Origin of the sequence: Streptosporangium sp. H16 (assembly GCF_051918855.1) — a bacterium.
Classification (GTDB): Bacteria; Actinomycetota; Actinomycetes; order Streptosporangiales; family Streptosporangiaceae; genus Streptosporangium.
The window spans coordinates 37,884-51,598 of sequence record NZ_JBPXMD010000032.1 but is presented as its reverse complement, the minus strand read 5'-3'; the positions used below and the strand labels follow the sequence as shown (position 1 = coordinate 51,598).

Below are 13,715 nucleotides of genomic sequence, written 5' to 3'. Positions count from 1 at the left end.
GCGAGAGCGGGAGCGCCGACATGGAGACAACGCCGGGCGACGACCGGTTGTTGCCGGGGCGGGTCCGGCTCGCCCTGCTCGCCACCCGGAAGGTCGAGGCCCTCATGAGCGCGCGGACCGCGGAGCCCGTCGCGTCTCCCGGCGCGGGGCGGCAGGACTGGGAGCCGCTGCCCCGGCGCTCGGACCGGCAGGGACGCCTCCGGGGACGGCGCCCCGGCTCTGGTTCCGGCCCGTCCGGCGCGAACCCGTCCGGGGGGAAGGGCCGGTCCGCCGCGGAAGGCCGATTCCCCGGGAAAGGCCGATCAGGCGGGGGCCCGTCCGCCCGGGCCCGCTGGGGCCTGCGGGCGGCCTCGGTGCTGTTCCCGCTCGCCCTCTGGGCCGCCGTCAGCACGGCGGGACTGGTGGATCCCACCTTCCTGCCCTCGCCGCTGGCCGTCCTGGAGGCGTTCGCGGAGATGCTGGGTACCGGACAGCTGCTCGACGACACCCTCGCCAGCCTCGGCAGGGTCGGTGCCGGGTTCGGGCTGGCGGTGCTGATCTCGGTGCCGCTGGGCGTCGCCATGGGCACCTCGGCCGTGGCGCTGGCGCTGCTGGAACCGGTCGTCGGCCTGCTCCGCTACATGCCGGCCGCCGCCTTCATCCCCCTGCTGATCATCTGGCTGGGCCTCGGCGAGCCCTCCAAGATCGCGATCCTCGTGCTGGGCGTGGTGTTCTTCAACACGCTGATGGTCGCCGACGCCGTACGGCGGGTGCCCGGCGAGCTGGGCCAGGCCGCGGCCACCCTCGGCGCCCGGCGCGGTGAGATCCTCAGGAAGGTGACCTGGCCGTACGCGCTCCCGGCGGTCGTGGACGCGGCGCGGATCAACGCCGCCGCCGCGTGGAACTTCGTGGTGGTGGCCGAGCTCATCGCGGCCGAGTCGGGGCTCGGCTACCGGATCGTCCGGGCCCAGCGGTTCCTGCAGACCGACAAGATCTTCGCGGTGCTCATCGTGATCGGGGTCGTCGGCCTGCTGATCGACGTCGCGCTGCGCGTCCTGCGCGACCGTCTCGGGAGGTGGGTGGTGTGAGGTCCACGTCACGAGTGCCGGGTGACCGTTCCGGGAGGTGGGCGGCATGACCCTCGTGCTGAGCGGCGTGGCCAAGGACTACGGCACCACGCGCGTCCTGGACGGCATCGACCTGTCGATGGAGCCTGGCGAGTTCGTGTGCGTGGTCGGGGCGAGCGGCTCCGGCAAGTCGACGCTGCTGTCGTTGATCGCCGGGCTCACCCCGGCGAGCGCGGGATCCATCTCGCTCGACGGGGCACCCGTCACGGGCCCGGGGCCCGAGCGCGGGCTGGTCTTCCAGTCGGGCGCGCTGTTCCCCTTCCTCACCGTCGCCGAGAACGTGGCCTTCGGGCTGCGGCTGCTGCCGATCTCCCGGGCGGACCGGGAGCGGCGGGTCCGCTGGTATCTCGGCGAGGTCGGGCTGTCGTCCCTGGCGGGCGCGCTGCCCCGGCAGCTGTCCGGCGGGCAGCGCCAGCGGGTGGCGATCGCCAGGGCACTGGCGTGCGAGCCGGCCGTGCTGCTGCTGGACGAGCCCTTCGGGGCGCTGGACGTGCAGACCAAGGAGGACATGCAGCTCTTCCTGCGCGAGGTGTGGCGCGACACGGGCACGACGGTGCTGATGGTCACCCACGACGTGGAGGAGGCCGTCCTGCTCGCCCAGCGGGTGCTCGTCTTCGCCTGCGGTCCCGGCAGGGTCGCCGCCGAGGTCCCGATCGGCCTGCCCGCCTACCGGGCCCTCGCGGTCAAGCGCACCTCCTCCTTCCTCGGCCTGCGTGCCACGGTCGAGGATCTGGTCCGCTCGCACATGCTGACGCCGGAGAGGGAAAAGGTGTAGAACGATATTCTGTGGCTCTCCGGGCGGGGAGCCCCGATGGGCTTCCGAGGGGGATGCGGCATGGTCGATCTGGTGCTGTCGTCGATCGAGCGGGGCGTGCTGACGCTGACGTTCAACCGCCCGGACCGGCTCAACGCCTGGACCGACGAGATGGGCCGCCGCTACTTCGACCAGCTGGCCGAGGCCGAGAAGAACCCCGAGGTCCGGGTGATCGTGGTCACCGGCGCGGGGCGGGGTTTCTGCGCCGGTGCGGACTTCCAGACGCTCACCGCCCTGCAGGACGGCTCCTACGCGGGGCGGCCCGACCCGCGCCCCACCACCTTCCCGACCACGATCCGCAAGCCGATCATCGCCGCCGTCAACGGCGCCTGCGCCGGGCTCGGCATGGTTCACGCCCTGCTCTGCGACCTGGTCTTCACCGCCGCCGAGGCCAAGTGGACCACCGCCTTCGCCCGGCGAGGCCTGATCGCCGAGTACGGCATGTCGTGGGTCCTGCCCCGGCTGGCCGGTCAGGCCAGGGCCATGGACTTGCTGCTGTCGGGCCGCACCTTCACCGGCGCCGAGGCGTACGAGCTGGGACTGGCCGGCCGCTCGGTGCCGGGGGAGAGCCTGATGGGGGAGACGCTGGCCTACGCCCGCGAGCTGGCGACGTACAGTTCCCCGGCCTCGATGGCCGTGATCAAGCGTCAGGTCTGGGGTGACTGGCAGCAGAGCCTGGAGGCGTCGGAGTCGGCCGCGACGCGTCTGATGGCCGAGTCCTTCGGCCGGTCGGACTTCGTCGAGGGCGTCGCCAGCTTCGTCGAGCGCCGCGCACCCGGCTTCCCGCCCCTGTAGTCCCCCGCGGTCCCGCTGGGGTCCTTCGCGGGCGGGGCCGGCGGCCTTCCGTTTCGTCGAGTGCGGGACGCCGTCGAGTGCGGGACGTCGCCGGGCCGCCGGGCCGGGCCGGCCTCCGGCTTGAGGGGCGCGGGGGCACGAGGGGTGCGGGGGCGTCCCGGATCAGGCGGGCGGTTTTCCGGTCACGAGCACCGCGACGCCGTCGAGGATGCGGTCCATGCCGAAGGCGAACTCGTCGTCGGGACCGCCCGACATGTCGAAGACCCGGGCTTCGAGAAGCTCGTGGATCTCGGGGAAGCGCTCGGCGTCGGTGAGCCTGGCGAGTGACCGGGCGTAGCCGGACAGCGCCTCCTCGTCGGTGACCTGGGAGGCGTCGAAGGCATCCTGGAGGTCGGCCAGCAGCGCCACCTCGGTCCTGACGAAGCCGTTGACCAGCAGCAGCGCCGCCAGCTTCGTATCCGGGTTGAGCCCGGTGCCGCGCAGGCAGCGCAGCCCGGCCTCCAGCCAGGCGACGTGGTTGGGCATGATCCCCGGGCCCGTGATGGGGATGCGTAACGACCATGGGTGCTTCTGCAGGGAGGCGCGCATGGCGGCGGCCCACCGGTGGACGCCTCGGCGCCAGTCGTCGCCCGGCTCCGGAAGCAGGGGAGGCGGGCCGAGCACCGCGTCCGTGATGAGCATGAGCAGGTCGCCCTTGGAGGTGACGTAGCGGTAGAGCGCCATCGTGGAGACGCCGAGCTCGGCGGCGATCTTGCTCATCGAGACCGCGGGGAGTCCCTCCGCGGAGCCCACCCGCAGGGCCGCCTCCACGATGTGCTCCAGGCTCAGGGTGCGTTTGGGTCCCTTGCCGGGCCGCTCGCGCAGCCCCCAGGCGATCTCCACGCTTTCCGGCACTTCCATCGCGCTCCCGGGCTTGACCGTCCTTTCCTGCGAGTGTATACCTTACGCAATACAGCGTATGCCATAAACAGTAGAGCGTACGCCATACGCAGGAGGGGTAGTGGAACCAGCGATAGAGGTCGTCGGCCTCACCAAGTCCTACGGCCGGGTCGCCGTCCTGGCCGGTGTCGACCTGCGCGTCGCCAGGGGCAGCGTGTACGCGCTGCTCGGTTCGAACGGCGCGGGCAAGACCACGACCGTGCGCATCCTGGCGACGCTGGTCAGGCCGGACGCGGGGCGGGCCACGGTGGCCGGGTTCGACGTCGTGCGCGACCGCCGCCGGGTCCGCCGCGCCATCAGCCTGACCGGCCAGCACGCGGCGGTCGACGAGCTGCTGACCGGCGAGGAGAACCTGCGGATGATGGGCCGCCTGTCCGGCCTGTCACGCGCGGCGGCCCGCCGCGGGGCGGCCGAGCTGCTGGAGCGGTTCGACCTGGTCGAGGCGGGGAGGCGGCGGGTCGGCACGTACTCGGGCGGCATGTGGCGACGGCTGGACCTGGCGGCGGGGCTGGTCGGCGCGCCGTCGGTGATCTTTCTCGACGAGCCGACCAACGGTCTCGACGTGCGGAGCAGGCAGGCGATGTGGGAGGTGATCACCCAGCTCACCGGCTCGGGCACCACGGTCTTCCTGACCACCCAGTATCTGGAGGAGGCCGACAGTCTGGCCGACAGGATCGCGCTGCTCGACGGCGGGCGGGTGGTGGCGGAGGGCACCGCCGACGAGCTCAAGGCGAGGGTCGCCGCCTGGCGGCTGGACCTCGTCCTGTCCGACGCGCGGTCGTTCGCCGAGGTGACGCGCCTTCTCGGGGCGCGGGCCGTCCACGCCGATCTCGCCACGCTGACCGTCGGGGCGGCCACCGACGGGAGCGCCACGGGGATCCGCGCCCTGCTGGACGAGGTGGACCCGGGGCGCTCGGCGGTCGAGAGGTTCACCGTGCGCGGCGCCACGCTCGACGACGCGTTCCTCGCGCTGACGGACAGGGAGCGGGCCGGTGTCTGAACTCGCCGCCTGGCCGGTGATGACCGGCCGTGCCGTCCGCCTGTCGCTGCGCAACCTCGACGCGCTGCTCACCTCGTTCCTGATGCCCGTCCTGGTCATGCTGCTGTTCGTCTACCTGTTCGGCGGCGCGATCCAGACCGGCACCGACTACGTCACCTACGCCGTCCCCGGCATCCTCGTCATGTGCGCCTCCTACGGCGCCTCCCTGACCGCGGTCGCCGTCAGCCACGACATGAGCCGGGGGATCGTCGACAGGTTCAGGTCGATGGACGTCGGCGGCGGGGCGTTCCTGGGCGGGCACGTGGCCGCGAGCACCGTGCGCAACCTCACCTCGCTCGCCATCGTGTTCGCCGTCGCGTTCCTGCTCGGCTTCCGGGCGGACGCGGGGCTGTCCGGCTGGGCCGCGGCGGCAGGGGTCCTGGTGGTGTTCGTCCTGGCCATGTCCGCGGTCTCGGCCCTGGTCGGCCTGCTGGCCAGGACACCGGAGGCCGCGGGCGCCTTCACCTTCCTGGTGATGTTCCTGCCCTACCCGAGCAGCGCATTCGTCCCGGTGCACACCATGCCCGCGTGGCTGCACGGGTTCGCGGAAAACCAGCCGGCCACGCCGATCATCGAGTCCGTACGCGGCCTGCTGCTCGACCGGCCCGTGGGGAGCGACCCGTGGAAGGCGCTGGCCTGGTGCGGCGGTTTCCTGCTGGTCTCGACGGTCCTCTCCGGCAGGATGTTCCGCCGCCGCGCCAGCTGAGGTCGCGGGGGTGCCGGGGGCGGTGGGGGTGGCGCCGCCCCCGGTGCCCCCTCGCCGCCCCAGATGCCCCCGGTGCCCCCGCCCATGGTTCAGCCGACCAGGGTGAGCCAGCGCGGCGCGTCCCCGAAGGGGGCGGTGCGGGAGGTGACGGCCTCCATCAGCCAGGCGGCCGAGGCGCGGGCGTTCTCGACCACGTCGGGCGGGTAGGCGTACTTGACCCGGTGCTCCTCGAACTCGTCCTCGTCGTCCAGGAAGACCCGGCTCGGGCGGCCCTTCAGCAGGTTCCGGCGGGTCCGGATCACGTCGAGGTCCAGGTCGACCATGGTGACCTCGCCGTCTCTCCACTCCGGCACCGTGGAGATGTCGCAATAGATCTCGTGCTTGTTCGGGGCGGCGTTGAAGGCGGCCGTCCACCAGGCGTCGCGGGGGAAGAGCATCACGAACGGATGCGGCCAGGCGACCGCGGGACCGTCGCCCTTGTGACCACTGGAGCCGGCCACGCAGCCCGTCCACACCCCGTGCTCGTCCTCGCCGAGCAGCAGGCCGCGGTGGTGCCAGTGCAGTGACCCGTCGTACTTGCGGTAGACCACGTTCACGCTCTCGTAGGACATTCCACGACACTAAGTGGTCCCGCCCGGAAGTTCCCCGGGGGTCGGTAGTCGAGGTAGAGATCGCAGGCGCAGTCGAGGGCTTCTTGGGCGGTGCCGATGGGTAGCCCGGTCGGCAGGATCTGGTTCTCGTACTTGCCGCTACTGGCGAGGTAGAGGCCGAAGCCCCAGCTGGAGGCCGACCCGACTGCCAACACCCGCGTGAACCCCCGAAGGATTTACCGGCGAGACCACCAAGTGCCCCTGCGCAAACTGATCGCCAGGTCGATTTGGGAGATGTGGACCGTGCGAGTCCTCGCCCCATAAGGATGATCATCGCCCATAGGACCATGGCCTCGTGATGCTCGGATAAGCGCTCATAGTCCCGCACGCACCGCCTGCGCTGACAGTCCATGACAGCGTCCTCGGGTCTGGGAGAAACCGGAACGCGCCCTCCTGACGGCCGCGACCGCGTCATCGCCTACGACCGGCGTGGCTTCGGCCGCTTGAGCCGGCCCACTGCCGGCTACGGCACCTTCGCCGCCGACCTCAACGCCCTCATGGACGAACTCGACCGGCAGGACGCGGTGCCGGCCGGGTCCTCGATGGGCAGCGGCGAGGTGACCCGCTGCCTGGGTGCGGCGTCGACCGCTGATCGCATACGAGTCCTACGGGGTGCCGCCCCGGGCGGCGCGGCGGCGCTCGGTGAGCCGCCGGGCCTTGGCCATGTTGCCGCAGTCGGCCATGCGGCACCAGCGGCGGGAGCCGTTGCGGCTCTGGTCGAGGAACAGCCATCCGCAGCCGCCGTCGCGTATGGGGCAGCGGCGTATCCGGGGCAGGTCGGCCGTCCGCAGGACGTCGAGTGCGGCCTCGGCGACCCGGTCGGGTATCAGCATGGCGGGTATCGTGCCGTAGGTGAGCCGTACCTGCGGCGGGTCGCCTCTGTCGAGCACCAGCGCGGCTCTGGCAACTGCCCCGGCCCATCGCTCGTGCAGCACGACCAGCGCGGCCCCGGCCGCGATCGGATCCCCCTCGCCCGCGTCGTCCGCCGGCCCGCCGTCGGCGGGCCGGATCGTTGCGAGCACCACGAGGTGCAGCCCTTCCCGGATGTCCCGTACGGTGGCCAGCCCCGCCTGCGCCGACGCGGGATCGTCGTGCCACGCCTGGCCGGCCCGATCGTGCTCCGCGTCGCTGATCAGGCCTGCCCTGGCCGCCCAGCGCAGCAACGTGGGGGCGTCGGACAGATAGTCGTGGGGCGGCCCGCCGTCGAGCGGTACGCCTCGTTCGAGCGTGTTGACCAGATCGAGCGCGGGGTGCCCGCCGACCAGGGGAAGGTGTTCCACGTCGAGTGACATGCCCTTGAGGCTACCACTCAAGGCAGGCAAGGAGGTTGCACGGTTCGGTGCGTTGAGCATCGGATCACGTGACTCGGGCGCCCTCGGGCAGGGGGGCGGCGGCCGTGGCCGGTGCGCCCTTCCGCCGGCTGGACAGGACCGGCTCGGCCAGCACGATGGCGAACGCCGCCAGGCTGAGCAGCGCCCCGGCCAGTGCCGTGCTGCGCACGCCCGGACCGGGCAGGAGCACGCTGCCGAGGAACGCGCCCGCGGTGATACCCACATTGAACGCCATGGAGGTAGCGGCGCTCGCCATGACCGACTCGCCCGGCGCGTACACGAGCACCCGCGATCCCAGTACGGCGGTCAGGCCTGCGAGTGTGAAGCCGGACAGGGAGATCGCGATGACGGTCCCGACCGGGGAGGCGCCGAACGCGTACTGCCCGGCGAGCGCCAACGCCTGTAGGCCTATGAGCCCCGTCATGGTGCTCCAGCCGTGGCGGTCGACGAGGTAGCCCACCACGAACACGCCGGTCAGGCCCGCGATCCCGCGTGCCAGCAGAAGCGGGCCGATCGATGACTCGGTGAAGCCGCTGACGTCGCTCAGGAACGGGCTGATGTAGGTGAACGCCGTGAACGCGCCGGTGACCGCGACCGCCGTGGTGGCCACGATCGACAGGTACCGGCCGCGGTCGGGCGCGCTGCCCCGGTCCGCCGCGCCCTGCCCGGCGGGCGTGTCGGGCAGGACGGCCGCGATCGTGGCGAGGACGAGCAGGGCCAGGCCGCTGAGCGCGAGGAACGCCACCCGCCAGTTGGTCTGCTGGCCGAGCCACGTGCCGGCCGGGATGCCGGTCAGCGCGGCGCTGGAGGCACCGGCGTACAGGATGGACAGGGCCCGGCCGCGCACCTCGACCCGGAAGAGGCCGGCGGCGGCCGGCGTCACGATGGCCCAGAACAGCGCCTGGCTCAGCGCGGTCACCATCCGGGCGCCCATGAGCAGCCAGTAGTTCCCCGCCATGGCTGACAGGCAGGTCGCCACGACGAAGATGCCTAAAAGGACGCACAGCAGCCGCCGCCGGGGCAGCCGGCGAGTCAGTCGCGTGAGCGGCAGGGACACCAGCACGATGATCAGGCCGTATCCGGTGACCAGGAGTCCGACCGCTGACGGGCTGGTGCCGAGATCCTGGGCGATCAGGGGGAGCAGGCCGATGGGCAGCGACTCGGTGGTCACGTAGATGAACACGGCCAGGGTCAGGGCGGTCAGTGCGACGATCGCCGACTTGCTTCCGAAGCGTTCTTGCACGGGGTCTCCTCGGCTGGTTCACCACCGTTCTGGATGATGAAGGTAGCTTCTTCGTGTCGCCTCGCGAGAATATCCTGTTGGACATGAATGTAGACGTGTGTGTGCTACCGGTCAATACAATTTAGACGGTACACTGACGGCTGTGTCGGAGCCCGAGCGCGGGGCGGCTTCCGGCCATGTCATGCGCCTGGAAATTCAACAGGGTCGCAGGGGCGTGCCGGCCGGGTGGTCGAGCAGCGCACCCGGGGCCTGGGGAGGAGATGCCACCCGAGACCGAGCGTGACCGCCGGATCGCCGTTGTGTTCGAGCGCGCGATCAAGCCGGCGATCTCCGCCTCGACTGCTGACCCCCGACGAACTTCCGGGCGGGACACTAAGGCTTGACAGAGATCTATGTATTTCCTACCTTCTAAATAGGTTAAGAGTGTCAGTGAGAAGCCCCGGCCGGCTGACCGGCAACCCTCGCACCGCGCGGGGTGCCCCCGGGGGAGACCTGGCGGCACGGTGGGCGTGCCGCAAGCGCGGACCCCTCACCAGGGTTACGAGACATGCCCGGGAGCGCCACATGTCGAAGACCAGCACACCGGACCACGCGAGCCCCGTCGGCCTCGACACCCACGGCCACCACCGGCCCGGTGGCAGGCCCGGCCCGCGTTACCCCTTCCAGGGGTGGATCGGCACACCCGCCTTCCGCGAGAACACCGGCTTCACCGTCATCGCCCGTCCGTCGGGCGAGACCGACGCCTGGCGGATCCCGGTCGAGCCGTTGCACGCCGACTGGGACCAGCCGTACCGCAGAGCCGCCGTATGAGCGCCGCGATCGCCGTCGTCGGCGCCGGGCCGACGGGCACCTGCCTGGTGGAGCGCATCTGCGCCAACGCCGCCGACCTGCTCGGCTGGCCGTCGCTGGACGTCCACGTGATCGACCCCCACCCGCCGGGCGGCGGGCGCGTCTGGCGCCACGACCAGCCGGACCTGCTCTGGATGAACTCCACCGCCGCCGACGTGACGCTCTTCACCGACGAGTCGGTGCGCTGTGAGGGACCGATCCGCCCCGGACCCACGCTGGCCGAGTGGCTCGGCTGCGACCCCGGCAGGTTCGCCTCCCGCCCGGCACAGAACGGCTACCTCTCCCACGTCTTCCGGCAGGCGGTGGCGACCGCCCCGCGCGGCGTCCGGGTGCACGTGCACGCCGCCCGCGCCGTCGACCTCGCCGACGTCCCCGGCGGGCAGGCGGTGACGCTGGACGACGGCCGGACGATCGAGGCCGACGCGGTGATCCTGGCCCAGGGACACAGCGACGTGACGCCGACGAGGGAGGAGAGCGCGCTGGCCGATCTGGCCGCGCGCGGGGGGCTGCGCTACCTGCCCACCGGCTACGCGGCGGACCTCGACCTGGACGGTGTTCCCGCGGGGGAGCCGGTGATCGTGCGGGGGATGGGGCTGGCCTTCGTCGACCTGATGGTGCTGCTCACCTCGGGCCGGGGCGGCCGGTTCGTCCGCGAGTACGACGGGGAGCTGGTCTACCTGTCCAACGGGCGCGAGCCCCTCCTGCACGTGGGGTCGCGGCGCGGCGTGCCGTACCACTCCAAGACCGGTTACCGCTTCACCGGCGCCCGCCCGCCGGTGCCGCGCTTCCTCACCCGCGAGGCGCTGGGCGAGGGACCGTGGAACTTCCGCCGCGACGTGTGGCCGCTGGTCGCCAAGGAGCTGGCCTTCGCGTACTACCACGAGCTCATCACCGCCCACCCCGAGCGCGCCAAGCTGGGCTGGGCGCGGTTCGAGGAGGGCTTCGCCGCCGAGGAGTGGCGCAGCCTCAGGATGCGCAAGCTGATCCGTGAGGCCGTGCCCCGGCACCCGGACCGGCTCGACCTCGACCGGCTCGACCGGCCGCTGGACGGCATCCGGTTCGGCGACCAGGCCGGCCTGCAGAAGTGGATGCACGGCTATCTCGCCGCCGACCTGCGGCGACGTTCGGACCCGGCGCACAGCGCCGACCACGCGATGATCCTCGGGCTGCTCTCCGTCCACGGTGTCCTCGCCGAGTTGGGCGTTTCCGACCCGTGGTTCGGCGGGTTCTTCAGCTACGTCGCCAGCGGCCCGCCGGGACCCCGGCTGGAGGAGCTGCGCGCCCTGGCCAGGGCGGGGGTGGTCACCTTCCTCGGCGCGGACCTCAAGGTCGACCACCACGACGGGCGCTGGCGGGCACAGAGTCCCACCGTGCCCGGCGGCGTGACGGCCACCACCCTCGTCGAGGCCAGGCTGCCCGCGCCCAGCGTGAGCCGGGCCGTCGACCCGCTCATCGCCGCGCTCCGCGACCGGGGCGAGCTCGACGAGGAGTCGGGTCTGGTGAACGTACGGACCGCCGACCGCCGCCTGCTCGACAGGTCCGGCACCCCGCACCCCCGCAGGTTCGCCTTCGGCCCCTGGGTCGTCGGCGGCCGGGCCAGCGGCGGCTTCGCCAGGCCGCACCTCAACGCCCCGCTCTTCCGCCACGCCGACGCCCTCGCCCGGATCGTGCTGTCCGAGGCCGCCGGAACCCAGATACGACGGCACGTCGCATGAACCGCCCCGATCACCCCGATCACGCCGGTCGTCCCGGCCGGCGCCTCACCGAGCCGTCCGAGCCCGCCGTGGAAACGCACGCCGTACAGAGCGACGCCCTGATCGCCCGGGGGAGGAACGGCGAGTTCCTGCCGTGGCCGGCCACGTCCTGGAAGGTCTCCGAGGACGGGCTGACCTACACCTTCGAACTCCGCGACGACGTCACCTTCCACGACGGCGAGAAGTTCGACGCCGCCTCGGTGAAGGCCAACCTCGACCAGCTCGTCTCGCCCGGCTACAACGCCGCGGTCAGCGCCGTCCAGCTGCGCAACTTCGACGGGGCGGAGGCGACCGCGCCGCACACCCTGAAGGTCACGCTGAAGGCCCCCGACGGATTGTTCCTCGACTTCCTCTCCTCCCCGTACGCGGGCCAGGTTTCCCCGAAGTCGCTGAAGAGCGCCAAGGACCTCAAAGCGGGCGGCGTCGACGTGGTCGGCACCGGGCCGTTCATCCTCGACCGGTTCACCCCGGCCAGGAGGTCCACTACAGGCGCAACCCGAACTACGACTGGCCGCCCACCGGCGCCGCCCACCAGGGTCCCGCGCACCTGGCCGACGTCACGTACCGCTTCCTGTCCGAGGCGGCGGTACGGGTCGGCGCGCTCAACTCCGTCTACCAGGGCACCGCCAAGCGGGCCTGGAGCGTCATCGGCCAGGGCAGCCCGCAGTTCTACGACCCCTCGCTGGAGAAGACCTTCGGCAACGACCCGGCGCGGGCCAACCGGCTGCTCGACGAGGCGGGCTGGAAGAAGCGCGACGCCGAGGGCTTCCGGGTCAAGGACGGCAAGAGGCTGACCGTGCGCACCGTCAACGCCGCGCCGTTCGTCCGCGACCGCCGTGACATCCTCGCCCAGGCCGTCCAGGCGGCCGTCAAGCAGAGCGCGGGGATCGACTTCCAGGTCAAGATCGTGGGCCAGGGCGCCGCGCAGAAGGCCGTCGACGACAACGAGTACGAGATCTTCGAGAACTCGCGCGGCGACACCGACGCCGGGGCGGCGCTCATCCTGATCCTGGCGAAGGACGCCGCGATCAACCGCACGAAGTTCGGGAACGCCGAGCTGGACAAGCTGCTCGCCGACGCGTCGGCCGTCTCCGACCTCGCCGAGCGCAAGGAGCTCTACGCGAAGGTGCAGAAGACCGTCGTCACCGACGAGGCGCTCCTGCTCCCGCTCTACGTTCCCGCCGACCAGATCGCCTACCGTGCCTCGGTCACCGGGATCACCTTCGAGCCGGTCTCCGGCACTCCCAACAGTGCTTACGACGTCCGGACAGGGACGTGAGCACTCTCACACTCACCCGGCGGCGGGGGCTGGCCGCCGCCGGGTGGCTCGGCCCGTGGCCCGGCGGCTCGGAGCGGGCGTCGCCGTGCTCTGGGCCGCCGCCACCGCGGCCTACCTCGCCCTGATGTTCGCCCCCGGCGACACGGTCGACGTGCTCGTCGGCGACGGCCTCGACACCCCCGAGCGGCGGGCGCAGATCATCGCCGAGTGGGGGCTGGACCGCTCCCCGCTCAGCAGTACGGCGGCTATCTGCTCCGCCTGCTGCAGGGAGACCTGGGCCGCTCCTACATCCTGCAGCGCGGCGTCGGCGACGTCCTGGCCTCGCAGATCTGGCCGACGATCCAGCTCGCGCTCACCGCCGCGCTCTTCGGGGTCATGCTGGCCCTGGTGCTCGCCCTGGCCACCGCGGGCCGCCGCCCCCGGCTCGGCGGCCTGGCCGGGCTGTCCCCCCGCTACATCGACGAGTTGCTCAGCCGCCTGTTCGACGTCGTGGCGACCTTCCCCGAACTGCTGCTCGCCCTGCTGGTCATCGCCATCACCGGTCCCGGCACCGGCAACGTGATCCTCGCGATCGGTATCGCGCAGGTCCCCAACCACGCCCGGGTGATCCGCGCGCAGACGTTCGTGGTGCGCCGCTCCGGCTATGTCGAACAGACGGTCACCTTCGGGCCGGCCAGGTCGGCACTGGTCGCCCGCCACGTGCTGCCCAACGTGCTGGGCCCGCTGCCGGTGCTCGCCACGATCGGCATGGGCACCGCCATCATCGCCACCTCCGGGCTCAGCTTCCTCGGCATGGGCCCGCAGCCGCCCAGCCCGGAGTGGGGCTCGCGCTGCGCACCCCGCTGCCGGAGCGGACCGTGGACCACACCGCGCCGATCCTGGAGGTCTCGGGGCTGTCGGCCGCGTACGGCTCGCGCACGGTGGTCGACGACGTGTCCTTCGAGGTCTACCCCGGTGAGACGCTCGGCATCGTGGGAGAGTCGGGTTCGGGGAAGACCACGGTCGCCCGGCTCGTCCTCGGACTGCTCGAACCCGCCTCGGGGGAGGTCCGGCTGGGCGGCGAGCCCTGGTCGGGGATCCGCGAGCGCAGGCGGCGTTCCCGCAGGTCCCGCATCCAGGTGATCTCCCAGAATCCGCTCGACTCCTTCGACCCCCGCTACACGGTGGGCCGCCTGGTGGCCGAACCTCTCCGCGGCGTCTTCTCCGGGGA

Annotated in this window: 13 protein-coding genes, 4 pseudogenes and 1 riboswitch; of the genes and pseudogenes, 12 read left to right on the top strand and 5 right to left on the bottom strand. The window is 72.0% G+C overall.

Annotated elements, in window-relative coordinates:
- Nucleotides 1–20: 20 nt before the first annotated feature.
- From ACTOQ2_RS35595 to ACTOQ2_RS35585, 3 genes are read left to right on the top strand one after another with little or no spacing between them, the layout of a single operon-like run.
- Nucleotides 21–1,067: an ABC transporter permease gene (locus ACTOQ2_RS35595; protein WP_440105217.1), complete on the top strand. Its 1,047-nt coding sequence runs from the start codon at nt 21–23 to the stop codon at nt 1,065–1,067.
- Nucleotides 1,068–1,113: 46 nt separating this feature from the next.
- Nucleotides 1,114–1,881, top strand: coding sequence for an ABC transporter ATP-binding protein (locus tag ACTOQ2_RS35590; RefSeq protein ID WP_440105216.1), 768 nt, complete (start codon nt 1,114–1,116; stop codon nt 1,879–1,881).
- Between the two features lie 60 nt (nt 1,882–1,941).
- On the top strand, nt 1,942–2,715 hold the full coding sequence (locus ACTOQ2_RS35585) for an enoyl-CoA hydratase-related protein (RefSeq protein WP_440105215.1): 774 nt from the start codon (nt 1,942–1,944) through the stop codon (nt 2,713–2,715).
- 162 nt (nt 2,716–2,877) lie between these two features.
- Here the strand turns inward: ACTOQ2_RS35585 and ACTOQ2_RS35580 are convergent, their stop codons facing one another.
- Nucleotides 2,878–3,615 (bottom strand): TetR/AcrR family transcriptional regulator, encoded by a 738-nt coding sequence (locus tag ACTOQ2_RS35580; protein ID WP_440105214.1) that lies wholly within the window; start codon nt 3,613–3,615, stop codon nt 2,878–2,880.
- A 100-nt stretch (nt 3,616–3,715) separates the two neighbouring features.
- Here ACTOQ2_RS35580 and ACTOQ2_RS35575 point away from each other — a divergent pair, with 100 nt between their 5' ends.
- Both ACTOQ2_RS35575 and ACTOQ2_RS35570 read left to right on the top strand, forming a co-directional pair.
- Complete coding sequence (locus ACTOQ2_RS35575) at nt 3,716–4,654, top strand: ATP-binding cassette domain-containing protein (protein WP_440105213.1); 939 nt, start codon at nt 3,716–3,718, stop codon at nt 4,652–4,654.
- Nucleotides 4,647–5,399, top strand: a complete 753-nt coding sequence (locus ACTOQ2_RS35570) for an ABC transporter permease (protein ID WP_440105212.1) — start codon at nt 4,647–4,649, stop codon at nt 5,397–5,399. The genes ACTOQ2_RS35575 and ACTOQ2_RS35570 overlap by 8 nt, the downstream gene beginning before the upstream one ends.
- Nucleotides 5,400–5,488: 89 nt before the next feature.
- Here the strand turns inward: ACTOQ2_RS35570 and ACTOQ2_RS35565 are convergent, their stop codons facing one another.
- Together ACTOQ2_RS35565 and ACTOQ2_RS35560 are read right to left on the bottom strand one after the other, a co-directional pair.
- Complete coding sequence (locus tag ACTOQ2_RS35565; RefSeq protein WP_440105211.1) at nt 5,489–6,010, bottom strand: DUF402 domain-containing protein; 522 nt, start codon at nt 6,008–6,010, stop codon at nt 5,489–5,491.
- Nucleotides 5,992–6,204, bottom strand: a complete 213-nt coding sequence (locus ACTOQ2_RS35560; protein WP_440105210.1) for a hypothetical protein — start codon at nt 6,202–6,204, stop codon at nt 5,992–5,994. Before ACTOQ2_RS35560 ends, ACTOQ2_RS35565 begins: the two co-directional genes overlap by 19 nt.
- 195 nt (nt 6,205–6,399) lie before the next feature.
- On the opposite strand from ACTOQ2_RS35560, the pseudogene ACTOQ2_RS35555 reads away from it, so the two are divergent.
- Nucleotides 6,400–6,612 (top strand): annotated as a pseudogene (locus ACTOQ2_RS35555) (alpha/beta fold hydrolase); the annotation flags it as partial.
- A gap of 42 nt (nt 6,613–6,654) precedes the next feature.
- On the opposite strand, the gene ACTOQ2_RS35550 reads toward ACTOQ2_RS35555, so the two are convergent.
- Both ACTOQ2_RS35550 and ACTOQ2_RS35545 read right to left on the bottom strand, forming a co-directional pair.
- The gene (locus ACTOQ2_RS35550; protein WP_440105209.1) at nt 6,655–7,341 is read right to left on the bottom strand and encodes a CGNR zinc finger domain-containing protein; all 687 of its coding nucleotides are present in this window, start codon (nt 7,339–7,341) and stop codon (nt 6,655–6,657) included.
- A 64-nt stretch (nt 7,342–7,405) separates the two neighbouring features.
- Nucleotides 7,406–8,623 (bottom strand): MFS transporter, encoded by a 1,218-nt coding sequence (locus ACTOQ2_RS35545; protein ID WP_440105208.1) that lies wholly within the window; start codon nt 8,621–8,623, stop codon nt 7,406–7,408.
- 415 nt (nt 8,624–9,038) lie between these two features.
- Nucleotides 9,039–9,150, top strand: a riboswitch (SAM riboswitch).
- Between the two features lie 37 nt (nt 9,151–9,187).
- Here ACTOQ2_RS35545 and ACTOQ2_RS35540 point away from each other — a divergent pair.
- The 6 genes and pseudogenes from ACTOQ2_RS35540 to ACTOQ2_RS35515 form a co-directional block, all read left to right on the top strand.
- Nucleotides 9,188–9,433 (top strand): hypothetical protein, encoded by a 246-nt coding sequence (locus ACTOQ2_RS35540; RefSeq protein WP_440105207.1) that lies wholly within the window; start codon nt 9,188–9,190, stop codon nt 9,431–9,433.
- The gene (locus tag ACTOQ2_RS35535) at nt 9,430–11,187 is read left to right on the top strand and encodes an FAD/NAD(P)-binding protein (RefSeq protein WP_440105206.1); all 1,758 of its coding nucleotides are present in this window, start codon (nt 9,430–9,432) and stop codon (nt 11,185–11,187) included. Before ACTOQ2_RS35540 ends, ACTOQ2_RS35535 begins: the two co-directional genes overlap by 4 nt.
- Nucleotides 11,184–11,642 (top strand): annotated as a pseudogene (locus tag ACTOQ2_RS35530) (ABC transporter substrate-binding protein); the annotation flags it as partial. The gene ACTOQ2_RS35535 and the pseudogene ACTOQ2_RS35530, both read left to right, overlap by 4 nt.
- Nucleotides 11,561–12,505, top strand: a complete 945-nt coding sequence (locus ACTOQ2_RS35525; protein ID WP_440105238.1) for an ABC transporter substrate-binding protein — start codon at nt 11,561–11,563, stop codon at nt 12,503–12,505. The pseudogene ACTOQ2_RS35530 and the gene ACTOQ2_RS35525, both read left to right, overlap by 82 nt.
- 375 nt (nt 12,506–12,880) lie before the next feature.
- Nucleotides 12,881–13,273: pseudogene (locus ACTOQ2_RS35520) on the top strand (ABC transporter permease subunit); the annotation flags it as partial.
- Between the two features lie 50 nt (nt 13,274–13,323).
- Nucleotides 13,324–13,614, top strand: a pseudogene (locus ACTOQ2_RS35515) (ATP-binding cassette domain-containing protein); the annotation flags it as partial.
- Nucleotides 13,615–13,715: the final 101 nt, after the last annotated feature.

Excerpts from the sequence above, each read along its gene's own strand:
- ACTOQ2_RS35535 (WP_440105206.1), top strand. The coding sequence starts at position 9,430 with ATGAGCGCCGCGATCGCCGTCGTCGGCGCCGGGCCGACGGGCACCTGC.
- ACTOQ2_RS35550 (WP_440105209.1), bottom strand. The coding sequence starts at position 7,341 with ATGTCACTCGACGTGGAACACCTTCCCCTGGTCGGCGGGCACCCCGCG.
- ACTOQ2_RS35590 (WP_440105216.1), top strand. The coding sequence starts at position 1,114 with ATGACCCTCGTGCTGAGCGGCGTGGCCAAGGACTACGGCACCACGCGC.
- ACTOQ2_RS35565 (WP_440105211.1), bottom strand. The coding sequence starts at position 6,010 with ATGTCCTACGAGAGCGTGAACGTGGTCTACCGCAAGTACGACGGGTCA.
- ACTOQ2_RS35580 (WP_440105214.1), bottom strand. The coding sequence starts at position 3,615 with ATGGAAGTGCCGGAAAGCGTGGAGATCGCCTGGGGGCTGCGCGAGCGG.
- ACTOQ2_RS35540 (WP_440105207.1), top strand. The coding sequence starts at position 9,188 with ATGTCGAAGACCAGCACACCGGACCACGCGAGCCCCGTCGGCCTCGAC.
- ACTOQ2_RS35585 (WP_440105215.1), top strand. The coding sequence starts at position 1,942 with ATGGTCGATCTGGTGCTGTCGTCGATCGAGCGGGGCGTGCTGACGCTG.
- ACTOQ2_RS35595 (WP_440105217.1), top strand. The coding sequence starts at position 21 with ATGGAGACAACGCCGGGCGACGACCGGTTGTTGCCGGGGCGGGTCCGG.